Annotated in this window: 12 protein-coding genes and 1 tRNA gene; 8 read left to right on the top strand and 5 right to left on the bottom strand. The window is 65.7% G+C overall.

The window, feature by feature from the left end; all coding sequences use genetic code 11:
- Window positions 1-9: 9 nt before the first annotated feature.
- The 3 genes from LOY51_RS00970 to LOY51_RS00980 form a co-directional block, all read right to left on the bottom strand.
- Window positions 10-201 carry a hypothetical protein gene (locus LOY51_RS00970; protein ID WP_258644076.1) on the bottom strand — a complete coding sequence of 64 codons (192 nt, stop codon included), beginning with the start codon at window positions 199-201 and terminating at the stop codon, window positions 10-12.
- 353 nt (window positions 202-554) lie between these two features.
- Complete coding sequence (locus LOY51_RS00975; protein WP_258644078.1) at window positions 555-2,285, bottom strand: dipeptidase; 1,731 nt, start codon at window positions 2,283-2,285, stop codon at window positions 555-557.
- 216 nt (window positions 2,286-2,501) lie between these two features.
- Window positions 2,502-2,578, bottom strand: a tRNA-Arg gene (locus tag LOY51_RS00980).
- A 209-nt stretch (window positions 2,579-2,787) separates the two neighbouring features.
- Between LOY51_RS00980 and LOY51_RS00985 the strand changes: the two genes are divergently transcribed.
- From LOY51_RS00985 to LOY51_RS01020, 8 genes are all read left to right on the top strand, one after another.
- The gene (locus tag LOY51_RS00985) at window positions 2,788-3,537 is read left to right on the top strand and encodes a GntR family transcriptional regulator (RefSeq protein WP_258644081.1); all 750 of its coding nucleotides are present in this window, start codon (window positions 2,788-2,790) and stop codon (window positions 3,535-3,537) included.
- Window positions 3,534-5,258: a fumarate reductase/succinate dehydrogenase flavoprotein subunit gene (locus LOY51_RS00990; RefSeq protein ID WP_258644083.1), complete on the top strand. Its 1,725-nt coding sequence runs from the start codon at window positions 3,534-3,536 to the stop codon at window positions 5,256-5,258. Before LOY51_RS00985 ends, LOY51_RS00990 begins: the two co-directional genes overlap by 4 nt.
- 159 nt (window positions 5,259-5,417) lie before the next feature.
- Window positions 5,418-5,663 (top strand): 4Fe-4S dicluster domain-containing protein, encoded by a 246-nt coding sequence (locus LOY51_RS00995; protein WP_008096634.1) that lies wholly within the window; start codon window positions 5,418-5,420, stop codon window positions 5,661-5,663.
- Window positions 5,664-5,788: 125 nt separating this feature from the next.
- Window positions 5,789-7,195 carry an ABC transporter substrate-binding protein gene (locus LOY51_RS01000; protein ID WP_125857067.1) on the top strand — a complete coding sequence of 469 codons (1,407 nt, stop codon included), beginning with the start codon at window positions 5,789-5,791 and terminating at the stop codon, window positions 7,193-7,195.
- Window positions 7,196-7,210: 15 nt separating this feature from the next.
- On the top strand, window positions 7,211-7,987 hold the full coding sequence (locus tag LOY51_RS01005; RefSeq protein WP_125857068.1) for an ABC transporter permease: 777 nt from the start codon (window positions 7,211-7,213) through the stop codon (window positions 7,985-7,987).
- Window positions 7,987-8,838: an ABC transporter ATP-binding protein gene (locus tag LOY51_RS01010; RefSeq protein WP_258644089.1), complete on the top strand. Its 852-nt coding sequence runs from the start codon at window positions 7,987-7,989 to the stop codon at window positions 8,836-8,838. Before LOY51_RS01005 ends, LOY51_RS01010 begins: the two co-directional genes overlap by 1 nt.
- Window positions 8,835-9,800, top strand: coding sequence for a HEAT repeat domain-containing protein (locus tag LOY51_RS01015; protein WP_258644091.1), 966 nt, complete (start codon window positions 8,835-8,837; stop codon window positions 9,798-9,800). The genes LOY51_RS01010 and LOY51_RS01015 overlap by 4 nt, the downstream gene beginning before the upstream one ends.
- Complete coding sequence (locus LOY51_RS01020; RefSeq protein ID WP_258644092.1) at window positions 9,800-10,075, top strand: DUF971 domain-containing protein; 276 nt, start codon at window positions 9,800-9,802, stop codon at window positions 10,073-10,075. Before LOY51_RS01015 ends, LOY51_RS01020 begins: the two co-directional genes overlap by 1 nt.
- 116 nt (window positions 10,076-10,191) lie before the next feature.
- On the opposite strand, the gene LOY51_RS01025 is transcribed toward LOY51_RS01020, so the two are convergent.
- Window positions 10,192-11,055 (bottom strand): ABC transporter ATP-binding protein, encoded by an 864-nt coding sequence (locus LOY51_RS01025; protein ID WP_125857072.1) that lies wholly within the window; start codon window positions 11,053-11,055, stop codon window positions 10,192-10,194.
- Window positions 11,052-12,644, bottom strand: coding sequence for an ABC transporter permease (locus LOY51_RS01030; protein ID WP_258644093.1), 1,593 nt, complete (start codon window positions 12,642-12,644; stop codon window positions 11,052-11,054). Before LOY51_RS01030 ends, LOY51_RS01025 begins: the two co-directional genes overlap by 4 nt.
- Between the last annotated feature and the right edge of the window lie 243 nt (window positions 12,645-12,887).

The following is a 12,887-nucleotide window of genomic DNA, read 5'->3' on the forward strand; positions in this document are numbered from 1 at the left end:
ACATTTGGATTAGCTTGCGGATTTCAGGCCGACCAGGCGCAGCAGCCAGATTTTTGCCGTGACAACGCCGGCGCTCGCCAAGCCGTTGTCGGGTTTGTTCTGGTTGATGCCAACGACACCGAGGATCAGGCTTGCGCTTGCGAGCAGGCCTGGCCCCAGGAGGGTTTCGCCCTCCCAGGCGGAATCATCGAGCAGGGTCATGGCACACAGAATGCCAAGCATCAGGGAAACGATACCCATCCACGGCGATTCGCCGCGGTCAGGTCTCCTGGAGGACGTTGCGTGCTGTGGAGCACTGCATTGGGGGCAGGCAGGTGCCGTTTTGTGCAACTGTCTGGCACAGCCGCGGCAATAACCATTGCCATCGCAAATCCTTTTGTGGCGTTCGCCGAACGCATCCCTGTTCGCATACCGTGTCACCCGTCCGGGTGGCCGGCGCAGAGGTTACTATATATTTCACAAGTGGCGAAATAGTGGCGCCAAGAAATTCGCATCCCGCTCTGTAGCAACGAAAAAAGGCGCCCGCAGGCGCCTTCCGGTTGCAATTTCGAGGCTCAGAGCTTCGGCATCTGCCCGATCCGCGCCACCATCTCGCTGACGATCTGCAAATCGAGCATGAACTGCTCCACGGTCTTGAACTCGTTGTCGTTGTGCCCGGTGTACTTCACGCCTGGCATGGCCAGGCCGAACTGCACGCCGTTGGGCAGGTCATGTACCGAGGTGGCGCCGGCAGAGGTGCCGAACTCGTGCTTCATGCCCAGGTTCTCGCTGGCCACCGCAAGCAAGGCCTTGACCCATTCGCCCTGCGGGTTGCGGTACATCGGCTCGTCCAGGCTGTAGTCGAACGCCACAGCGGTCTTGCTCTTGGCAGTCCAGCTGTCGAGTTTGCCGGAGATCTCGCCCTTGAGCGTGTCCAGCGCCTTGCCCTTGGGGATGCGCAGGTTCACCGCCAGCTTCAGCGCCTTGTCATCCAGGCCGACGAAGGTCAGCGAAGTGGTCAGCGGGCCCATGAACGCATCCTTGAAGCCCACGCCGAGCTTGTTGCCCAGGTAGTCCAGGCCCCAGTTGTCGGCGGCGTAGCGGGCGGCGTCGGTGATGTGGTTGTGCTTGAGCGGCACCTCTTTGCCCAGGCCATTGAGGAACACCAGCATGCGCGCCACCGGGTTGACCCCCGACTCGGGCTCGGAGGAATGCGCCGACACGCCGGTCACGGTCAGCAGCACCTGCTTGCCCTCGACCTTGGCGTCGATGCTGAAGTTGCCACCGTTGTGTTTGACGAAAGCAGCACCGGCCTTGTTCAGGGCCTTGGCCAGGTCGGCCGGCTTGTCGCTGAGCAGGGTCGCCACCGAGTTGCCGGGGATCTGGTTGGTGGCCAGGCCACCGGTCAGGTTCACCACCTCGGCGCCTTTGCCGCTGCCGGCGCGCTTGGCGAAGGTGGCCATGACCGTGCCGTAGCCTTTCTCGGCGATCACCACCGGGTAGCCGCCGTCCAGCGCCAGGTTGTAGTCGGGCGTGGCGTTGCGCTCGAAGTAGTAGGGGATGGCGTCGCCGGTGGTTTCCTCGGTGGTGTCCACCAGCAGCTTGAACTGGCGGGCCAGCGGCAGCTTCTCATCCTTGGCCACTTTCAGCGCATAGAGCGCGACGACGATGCCGTTCTTGTCGTCCTCGGTGCCGCGGCCGTACATGCGGTCGCCCACCAGGGTGACCTTGAACGGGTCGAGCTTGGTGCCGTCGGCCAGCTTCCAGTTGGCTGGGGTGACCGGTACCACGTCGGCGTGGGCGTGGATGCCGATGACTTCCTTGCCTTCGCCGAGGGAGATCTCGTAGACACGGTTGTCGATGTTGCGGAAGGTCAGGCCGAAGCCTTCGGCCAGGGCCTTGATCTTGTCGGCGATCTTGAGGAACTCGGGGTTCTCGTGCTGCTCCACGCCCTCTTTGCGATAGGTCGGGATTTCCACCAGCTCGCGCAGGGTTTCGGTGGCGGCCTTGCCGTACTTGATGCGCGTGTACAGGCCCAGCAGGCGGTTGATCTCGTCCTGTTGTTCGGCTGCCAGCGGCTTGCCGGCCAGGTACTGCTTGAGGGTTTCGTCGAGCTTGTCGGCCTTGGCCAGGTCACTGCCGGCCAGCTTGCCGAGGAATTGCTTGAAGTCGGCCGGGTCGCTGCCGTCGTAGGCCTTGATGATGGCAGCGGACTGTTGCTGGGACAGGTTGGCCTGGGCCGGGATCGAGAACATGGCCACGCTGGCCAGCAGCAGCGATGTGGCGGAGAGCTTGGTAAATGGCATGGTCGTGCGCATTCCTTTGCAAGTGGGGGAAGTGTGTCCGTTTACGCAAACGGAAGATGCCCACGCTAACACCAATGACTGCCTGCGGGGGAGAGGTGGCAATGTGCACTCAGTCGCAAATCGGCAGGCACAAAAAAGCCCCGCCGGTGTGAACCGGGCGGGGCTTTCTGGGCGCTGTCAGCGATACAGGGGGTGCCGCTGACAGCGTGAAATTCATGGCGCACTCGGCGGGATTCGAACCCACGACCCCTGCCTTCGGAGGGCAGTACTCTATCCAGCTGAGCTACGAGTGCAACGGGCCGCATGATACCCATCTGCGCCGGTGGCGTCCATCGCCTTGATATGAGGGTGTTTTTCCAGGGAGCCCGAGCGCGGGGCAAGCCCGCTCCCACGCAGGGAAGCTGATCTATCCATATGCAATCTTGGTATTTCTCACGGCGCTGTTATGCCCGTTATCTTCTGGTCACAACTTGTTATAACAAGTCAGCCGACAGAGAAGACCATGGCCGAACTGCTCCCGCTTTCTCCCGTACCGCTCTACACCCAGCTCAAGGAACTGCTGCGCGAGCGCATCCTCGACGGCAGCTACCCACCGCACAGCCGCATGCCCTCGGAAAGCGAGCTGGGCAAGGCCTTCGACGTCAGCCGCATCACCGTGCGCCAGGCCCTGGGCGACCTGCAGAAAGAAGGGCTGATCTTCAAGATCCATGGCAAGGGCACCTTCGTCGCCAAGCCCAAGGCGTTCCAGAACGTCAGCACCCTGCAGGGCCTGGCCGAGTCGATGACCCAGATGGGCTACGAAGTGCTCAACCGCCTGCGCAGTTTCCGCCATGTCCCGGCCAGTGCGCTGGTGGCGCAGCGGCTGCAGGTCGAGGAGGGCAGCATGGTCACCGAGATCCGTCGGGTGCGTCTGATCAACCGCGAGCCGGTGTCGCTGGAAATCACCTGGCTGCCGCACAACGTCGGCGAGAAGCTGGAGAAGGCCGACCTGGTAACCCGCGACATCTTCCTGTTGCTGGAGAACGACTGCGGCCTCGCCCTCGGCCATGCCGACCTGGCCATCGACGCGGTGCTCGCCGACAGCGACCTGACCCAGGCGCTGGATGTGGAAGAGGGCGCGCCGATCATGCGTATCGAACGCCTCACCCACACCGCCGACGGCGCCCCGCTGGACTTCGAACACCTCTATTACCGTGGCGACGCGTTCCAGTACCGCCTGCGTATCGACCGCCAGAAGGGGAGCAAGGCATGAGCATCCAGACCCAGGACTACGACATCGTCGTCATCGGTGGCGGCACCGCCGGGCCCATGGCCGCGATCAAGGCCAAGGAGCAGGACAAGACCCTGCGCGTGCTGTTGCTGGACAAGGCCAACGTCAAGCGCAGCGGCGCCATCAGCATGGGCATGGACGGCCTTAACAACGCCATCATCCCCGGGCATGCCACGCCCGAGCAGTACACCAAGGAAATCACCGTCGCCAATGACGGCATCGTCAACCAGGCTGCGGTGCATGCCTACGCCACCAAGAGCTTCGAGACCATCGAGCAGCTCGACCGCTGGGGCGTGAAGTTCGAGAAGGACGAAACCGGCGACTACGCGGTGAAGAAGGTCCACCACATGGGCGCTTATGTGCTGCCCATGCCCGAGGGCCACGACATCAAGAAGGTGCTGTACCGCCAGCTCAAGCGCGCCCGGGTGGAGATCAGCAATCGCATGGTCTGCACCCGCGTACTGCTCGATGCTGCAGGCGCCGCAGCCGGGGTGCTCGGTTTCGACTGCCGCAGCGGCGAGTTTCGGGTGATCCGCGCCAAGGCGGTCGTGCTCGCCTGCGGCGCCGCGGGGCGCCTGGGCTTGCCGTCGTCGGGCTACCTGATGGGCACCTACGAAAACCCCACCAATGCCGGTGACGGCTATGCCATGGCCTATCACGCAGGCGCCGAACTGGCCAACCTGGAGTGTTTCCAGATCAACCCGCTGATCAAGGACTACAACGGCCCGGCCTGCGCCTACGTCACCGGTCCCTTGGGCGGCTACACCGCCAACAGCAAGGGCGAGCGCTTCATCGAGTGCGACTACTGGAGCGGGCAGATGATGTGGGAGTTCCACCAGGAACTCGAAGGCGGCAACGGCCCGGTGTTTCTCAAGCTCGACCACCTGGCCGAGGAGACCATCCAGAACATCGAGGAGATCCTGCACAGCAACGAGCGCCCCAGCCGTGGCCAGTTCCACGCCGGGCGCGGCACCGATTACCGCCAGCACATGGTCGAGATGCACATCTCCGAGATCGGCTTCTGCTCCGGGCATTCGGCCTCGGGGGTGTGGGTCAACGAAAAGGCCGAGACCAGCGTCAAGGGCCTGTACGCCGCCGGCGACATGGCCGCGGTACCGCACAACTACATGCTCGGCGCTTTTACCTATGGCTGGTTCGCCGGGGTGAATGCCGCGCAGTACGTGGCTGGGCGCGAGTTCGCCGAGGTCGACACGCAGCAGGTCGAGCGCGAACAGGCACGGGTGTTCGCACCCTTGCAGCGTGAGCACGGCCTGCCGCCGGCCCAGGTCGAGTACAAGCTGCGACGCATGGTCAACGACTACCTGCAGCCGCCCAAGGTGACCAAGAAGATGGAAATCGGCCTGGCGCGCTTCGCCGAAATCGAACGCGACCTTGAGCAGATGAAGGCCAACAACCCCCATGAGCTGATGCGTGCCATGGAAGTTTCGGTGATCCGCGACTGCGCCGAGATGGCTGCGCGGGCCTCGCTGTTCCGCAAGGAGAGCCGCTGGGGGCTGTACCACCACCGGGTCGATTTCCCCGAGCGCAATGATGGCGAGTGGTTCGTGCATTGCCATCTGAAGAAGGGCGAGGACGGCGAGATGACCAGCTTCAAGAAAGCGGTGGAGCCGTACCTGATCCCGCTGGATGCCGAGGAACAGACCGCGTACGACCGGCTGCGTGTAAAGGCCGATGCCGCATAGGCAACACCGAACCCTGTGGGAGCGGGTTTACCCGCGAAGAATCCAACACGGTGCATGGCACCGGCTTCGCCGGTGTTCGCGGGTGAACCCGCTCCCACAGTGACTTGTGCAAGCCTCAAGATAAAGGGCGCCCAAGAAGGCCCCAAGGACCCCGTGAAAATGGCCTACCAACCCCAGGAAATCTTCTTTCGCAGCAGCGCTCCGGTGACCATCGACGAAGACAAATGCATCGCCGAGAAAGGCTGCACGGTCTGCGTCGAGGTCTGCCCCATGGACCTTTTGGCCATCAACCCGGCCACGCAGAAGGCCTACATGGCCTTCGACGAATGCTGGTACTGCATGCCCTGCGAGAAGGACTGCCCCACCGGCGCGGTGAAGGTCGATATCCCGTACCTGCTGCGCTGAACCCGAACCACCCGCCATCCGGCCGAACCACCGGACGCCCACCTGCAATGCCCCCTCGTTTCCCACCACCCATGCCGGGCGGCGGAGACGACACCAATACCTAAAACGATTCGAGGGGAACACCCATGCGCCTTGTAGCAACCGTGGCCGGCTTTGCGCTGGCAATCACCGGCCTGAACGCCAGCGCCGAAACCATCCGTATCGCCATCGGCACCCAGGACACCACCATCAACTGCGCCACCGGCGGCCTGTTGATCCGCGAGCTGGGCCTGCTCGACAAATACCTGCCCCATGACGGCAAGTACAAGGACGCCCAGTACCAGGTCGAGTGGAAGAACTTCACCAGCGGCGCGCCGCTGACCAACGAGATGGTCGCCGGCAAGCTCGACTTCGGCGCCATGGCCGACTTCCCCGGCTCGTTCAACGGCGTTGCCCACCTCGACGCCGGCAAGCGCAGCCTGTTCATCAGCGTGCTGTCCGGCAGCGTGCACGGCAGCGGCAACGGCATCGTGGTGCCGGCCGCCTCCAGCGTGCAGTCGCTGGCCGAACTCAAGGGCAAGACCATCTCTGTGCCGTTCGCCTCCACCGCCCACGGCATGCTGCTGCGCGCGGTCGCCGCCCAAGGCTGGGACCCGCAGAAGGACGTGAAGATCATCGCCCAGGCCCCGGAGATCGCCGGTTCCGCCCTGCGCAGCAACCGCATCGAGGCCCACGCCGACTTCGTGCCCTTCGCCGAGCTGTTCCCCAACCGCGGCTTCGCCCGCAAGATCTACGACGGCGCCCAGGCCAACGCGCCGACCTTCCATGGCGCGCTGGTGGACGCCGACTACGCGAAAAAGTACCCGGAAGTGGTCACCGCCTACCTGCGTGCCAGCCTCGAAGCCGACCGCCTGCTCGCCGCCGAGCCAGAGAAGTACAGCGAGCTGATCGAAAAGGTCACCGGTATCGAAGCCGAGGTGAACTACCTGTTCCACGGCCCGCTCGGCCTGCAGACCCGCGACCTCACCTGGAAGCCCGAGTACCGCCAGGCCGTGGCCACCTCCATCGACACCCTCAAGCTGCTGAAGAAGACCGACCGTGGTCTGGACACCGCGCAGTTCATCGACGACCAGTACATCCGCAGCGCCTACAAACAGGCTGGGCAGGACTACGACAAGGCGCTGAAAAACTACGACCCGCTGCCACTCAAGGCCGTTGATGCCGCGACCGGCAAAGCCATCACCGACTTCAGCCGCCTGGCGCAGATCTGGGTGCGCGGCGAGGACAAGGTGCGCCACTACGCCTCCCCGGAGGCCGCGCTCACCGCCCTGGCCCAGCTGGAGCAGGAGGGCAAGGACATCCGCGCGATCTACGCCCAGGCCGCCGACAGCGGCATCAAGCTGCTGGCCAACCAGGCCTGGTTCGTGCGCAACGGCCAGGGCCAACTGGCGGCCTTCCTGCTCAAGGACCAGGCCGAGCAGTACGCCAAGGCCCATGGCGGCGAGGCGCTGGACTTCGTCCACGCCAACCAGAAGCTGCTCGCCCAGCGCTGACCGGGAGCCGCCGCCATGACCCGTGACCTTGCGCGCTGGCCCCTGCGCCTGGCTTCGCTGCTGGCCTGCCTGCTGTTCTGGCAGCTGGCCGCGAGCCACAAGCTGGACCTGCTGCTGCTCACCTTCACCTACGTGCCCACACCCGGCGCGGTGCTCGACGCCGCCTGGCAACTGCTGGCCTCCAACACCTTGCTGGCGCACCTGGGCAGCAGCCTGGCGCGGGTGTTCGCCGGCTACGGCGTGGCGGCGCTGCTGGGGGTGAGCCTGGGCCTGTTGATCGGCCGCTCGCAGTGGCTGGAGGACACGCTGATGCCGCCGCTGGAGGTGTTGCGGCCGATCCCGGCGGTGGCCTGGATCCCGCTGGCGATCCTGATGTTCCCCTCATCGGAGCTGTCGATGGTGTTCATCACCTTCACCGGCGCGCTGTTCCCGATCCTGCTCAACACCGTGCACGGCGTCGAGGCGATCGACCCGCGCCTGGTGGCCTCGGCGCGCAGCCTGGGCGCCGGACGCTGGGCGATCCTGCGCGAAGTGGTGCTGCCGGGCGCGCTGCCGAGCATCGTCACGGGGCTGGCCATCGGCATGGGCACCTCATGGTTCTGCCTGGTGACCGCCGAAATGATCGCTGGGCAATTCGGTATCGGTTACTACACCTGGGAGTCCTACACCTTGCAGAACTACCCCGACATCATCGTCGGCATGCTGCTGATCGGCGTGCTGGGCATGGGCAGCAGCGCGCTGGTCAAGCGCCTTGGCGCGCTGGCCACGCCGTGGATACGGAGGAGCGCGTGATGAGCAGTCATCAACAGCTGCCCGGGCGTATCGACGCGCAGGGTTTGTCGATTCGCCTGGGCCATGGGCGTGACGCGTTCGAAGCGGTGCAGGCGCTGGACTTTGCCATCGCCCCGGGCGAGTTCGTCTGCATCCTCGGGCCGTCCGGCTGCGGCAAGTCCACGTTGCTCGGCGCATTGGCCGGGCACCTTACCCCGGCCAGCGGCCAATTGCGGGTGGACGGGCAAGCGGTCGATGGCCCTTCGCCGCAACGGGGCATGGTGTTCCAGCATCACACCCTGCTGCCGTGGCGCAGCGTGCTCGACAACGTGGCCTTCGGCTTGAAGATGCAGGGGCAGGGCAAGGCCGAGCGCCAGCACCAGGCCGCCGAGATGCTGCAACTGGTCGGCCTGGGTGACTTCGCCCAACGCTGGCCCAGCCAGTTGTCCGGCGGCATGCAGCAGCGCGCCGAGATCGCCAGGGTGCTGATCAACCGCCCGCGCCTGTTGTTGATGGACGAACCCTTCGGCGCCCTTGATGCGCAGACCCGTGCGCGCATGCAGGAACTGCTGCTGGATATCTGGGCGCGCATCCGCACCACGGTGGTATTCGTCACCCATGACATCGACGAGGCGCTGTTCCTGGCCGATCGCATCCTGGTGATGAGCCCCCGGCCTGGGCGCTTTATCGAAGACCTGCGGCTGGACTTCGCCCGCCCGCGGCGCGCGAGCCTGCTGACCAGCCCCGAATTCACCCACCTCAAACGCCATTGCCTGGCGCTGCTGCGCCATGAAGAAGGCCGCGAACTGCCGCGCCTGACACCCTTGGGCCTGCCCGACACCGACCATCCTCCGCTGCGGATTGCGCTATGACTGAACGATTTACAGACAACCCCGATATCGTCGACCTGCTGCCACGCCTGAACGACCTGGATGCCGGTGTGCGGCGCATCGCCCTGATCGAACTGGCCGACCTGGAAGACCCGGACGGCCTGCCCTGGCTCACTGATGCGCTGTTGGTCGATGCCAATGCTGAGGTGCGCGCCGAAGCCGCGCGCCTGCTCGAAGCCTGGGAGACGCCGGAAGTGGTGCAGGGCCTGTGCGCCGCATTGGCCGACCCCGCCGAGCCGGTACGCCTGGCGGCTGCCCAGAGCCTGAGCGAGCTCAAGACCCAGGAGGCCGGGCAACTGATCCTGCCCTGGGCCACCCATGCCGATGCGTTCGTGCGGGCCAGCGCCCTGCGCGCCCTGCGCGAGCTGCGCCTGGAGGACGCCGCGGTGCCTGCGTTGCAGGCGTTGGCGGATGTGGATGCCGGCGTGCGCCGCGAAGCGGTGGGCATCCTGGGCTGGCTCAAGCATGCGCCGGCCTTGCCCGCGCTGGCGCAGCTGGCAGCCAACGAGCCGGATACCGAAGTGCGCCGCGCCGCCATTGGCGCGCTGGGCCTGGCCCGCGATGCCCGTGTGCTGCCGGCGCTGATCGGCGCCTTGGCCGATGAGGCCTGGCAGGTGCGTGAAGAGGCGGCGACCACCCTGGGCAAGGTCGGCCAGGCGGAAGCGGGCCAGGCCTTGATCGCGGCCCTGGCCGACAGTTACTGGCAGGTGCGCTTGCGCGCGGCGAGGGCCTTGGGCCGGCTGCGCCATGTGGCAGCGCTGGATGGGCTGGCGCAGTTGCTTGGCCATGGCATCGCCAACCTGCGCAAGGAGGCGGCGCTGGCGCTGGGTGAGCTGGGTGAAGCCCGGGCATTGCCGGCGTTGCAGGCGGCCGAGGCCGACAGCGATCCGGAAGTGCGCAAGGCGGTGCGCATCGCCTTGGCGCAGTTGCAGGGGGCGGTGTGATGAGCGCGCCCAGTGCATTGCGCAACCGCCGCGAACGCGGTGAGCTGCTGGTGCAGTGGGGCGAGGTCGAGCAGGTGATCAGCCACGCCCGACTGCGCGGTGCCTGCCCTTGCTCACAGTGCCGCGCGGCGCGGTTGAAGGGCGCGATTTCGCTGGTGGGCGAGGATGTCCGCGTGGCGCGGATCGAGGCCCAGGGGTATGGGGTGCAGCTGGTGTTCAGCGATGGGCATGAGCGGGGGATTTATCCTTGGGCCTATCTTCGCGAACTGGGCTGAAATCTATCGCGGGGCAAGCCCGCTCCCACGCTGTGGACTGCCCCCAAGACAATCCAATCCTTGGGGCAGTCCAGTTCGTGGGAGCGGGCTTGCCCCGCGATAGGGCCGGTACAGGCTTAAAGAGCAATCAACTCCGGCCGCAACCCTTCCACTCTTTGCACCACCGGCCGCAGATACCCGCCATCCCCGGTAATCTGGTGCAGCACCTTCTCGCGCAAGCCATGCAGCGCCACCCCGGTGCGTTGGCGCGGATGTGGCAGCCCAATCTCCACCACCGCCTTGATCCGCCCCGGCCGCGGTTCCAGCACCACCACCCGGTCGGCCAGGTAGGTCGCCTCTTCGGCATCGTGGGTCACCAGTAGAATGGTCACCCCCGAGCGCTCGCGAATCGCCAGCAGCTCGTCCTGCAACTGCTGGCGGGTCAATGCATCCAGGGCGCCGAACGGCTCGTCGAGCAGCAGGATGCGCGGGCTGGCCACCAGCCCCCGGGCGATCGCCACGCGTTGGGCCATGCCACCGGAGAGCTGGTGCGGGTAGGCCGATTCGAAACCGACCAGCCCCACCAGTTGCACGAACTCATGCACCCGGCGGGCGCGCTCGCCCTGGGTGAGCTTGTCGTTGACCAGCCCAAGGGCGATGTTCTGCTCCACCGTCAGCCAGGGGAACAGGCGGTGCTCCTGGAACACGATGCCGCGCTCGCCACCGATGCCGCTGACCACCTGGCCATCGACGCGGATCTGGCCGCTGTAGTCGTTGTCCAGGCCCACCAGCAGGCGCAGCAGGGTGGACTTGCCGCAGCCCGACGAGCCGACGATGGCGATGAATTCGCCCTGCTCGATCGACAGGTCGAAGTCGCGAATGGCTTCGAACGGCTGGCCGTCCACGCTGAAGGTCTTGCCGACTTTTTCGAAGCTGACCAGCGGTGGCGTGGCGTCAGGTTGATTGGCCGCGTGCAGGGCCGGGGTGATGAAGGCGTTCATGCGGATCTCCAGCGCGTGGCGCGCGATTCGAGGCGTTGGCCAAGGTGGCCGAGCAGGGCGCCGACCAGGCCGATCAGGACCATGGCGGCCATCACCTGGTCCATGCGGAACAATTGCTGGGCGCCGATCATCAGGCTGGCGATGCCGCCGTCCGAGGGCATGAAGTATTCGGCGCCGATGGTGCCCAGCCAGGCGTAGATCAGCGACAGGCGCAGGCCGGCGAAGATCGCCGGCGCAGCACCCGGCAGCACCAGCAGGCGCAGGCGTTGCGCCAGGCCCAGGCGCAGCGCCTGGGCCGCCTCGCCCAGCTGCGGCGACAGGCTGGCGATGCCGCGCTGGGTGGCGATCAGCAGCGGGAAGAACGCCGCCAGGGCGACGAACACCAGCTTGGCGCCTTCCCCCAGGCCGAACCAGGCGGTGAGCAAGGGTACCCAGGCAAACAGCGCCACCTGGCGCAGCGCCGACAGGCTCGGGCCGAGCAGGCGCTCGCTGCGTTGCGACAAGCCCAGCAGCAGCCCCAGGGCAAAGCCCGCGCCGCCACCGAGCAGCAACCCGGCCAGGGTGCGTTGCAGGCTCAGGCGCAAGGCTTCGCTCAGCGAACCATCCAGCAGCCCGGCAGACAGGCTGCGCAGTACATCCAGTGGTGAGGCGAGGATATTGACGTCTACCCAGCCAAAACTGTTGGCGCACTGCCACAGGGCCAGCAGCGCTGCCGGCAGCAACAGGCTCTGCCAGCCCTTGGCCACGGCGCCACGCGGCTGCTCGCCGGTGGCCGGTTGCGGCCAGTACAGCAGGCTGCGCTCCAGGCGCGAGAAGCCACGGTCCATCACCGCGCCGACCATGCCGATCAGCAGGATGCAGAGGAACACCAGGTCGAGCATGAACAGCTGGCGGCCCCAGACCATCAGGTAGCCGATACCTTCGCTGGAGGCCAGCAACTCGACCGCCAGCAGCGACGTCCAGCCGGTGGCCAGGGCCAGGCGTACCCCGGCGAGAAAGGCGGGCAGGGCAGCTGGCAGCAGCAGGCGCAGGAACAACAGGTGCGCGGGCAGGCGCAAGGTGGCGGCGGCTTCGCGCAGCTTGGGTTGGGCGTCGCGCACACCGACCAAGGTGTGCAGGGTGACCGGTACCACCACCGCCTTGACCAGCACCACCAGCTTGAGCACTTCGCCAATGCCGAAGAACAGCATGAACAGCGGGATCCAGGCCAGCGTGGGGATTTGCGCCAGGGCCACGAAGGTCGGCAGCACCAGGGTCTGCGCCCGCCGCGAAGCCCCCAGCCAGGTGCCCAGCAGCAGGCCACTGGCGATGCCCGCCAGCAACCCCCACAGCAGGCGTTGCAAGCTTATCCACAGGTGGCTCCACAGCTCACCGGAGCCAAACTCCAGGGCGCTTTGCCAGACCAGCGACGGCGCCGGCAGGATCTGCTCGCTCATCCAGTGCTCGCGGCTGGCCACCAGCCACAACGCCGCCAGCAGCACCGGCACGACCCAAGGCAGCGCGGCATGGCCGTAGGCGCGGCCTTGCGCCGCGAACGGGCCACGCAGCGGCCCCAGAAGCCATCTGGGCTTGCTCAAAACTCCGCTCATCCGGCCATCTCCCAAACCGTTCCTTGTTTATTCATTTATGGAATTAAAAGTTCACACAAATAACATTCAAGAGATAAGAGCATGCGCTCCCTGCATCGGGAAGCCCCAACCCGTTGCGTTTTCCTCATATTTTCCATGCGCTGCCTGCAAGCCGCCCCAAGGCCCGCATGGCCGCTGTTTTATGCCTTCTGGTTACTGAAGAATGACGTATTGATCTTTGTAGGTTCTAACCGGACCTGCCTA

This window comes from Pseudomonas sichuanensis (assembly GCF_024749065.1).
In the GTDB taxonomy this organism is placed as follows: domain Bacteria; phylum Pseudomonadota; class Gammaproteobacteria; order Pseudomonadales; family Pseudomonadaceae; genus Aquipseudomonas; species Aquipseudomonas sichuanensis.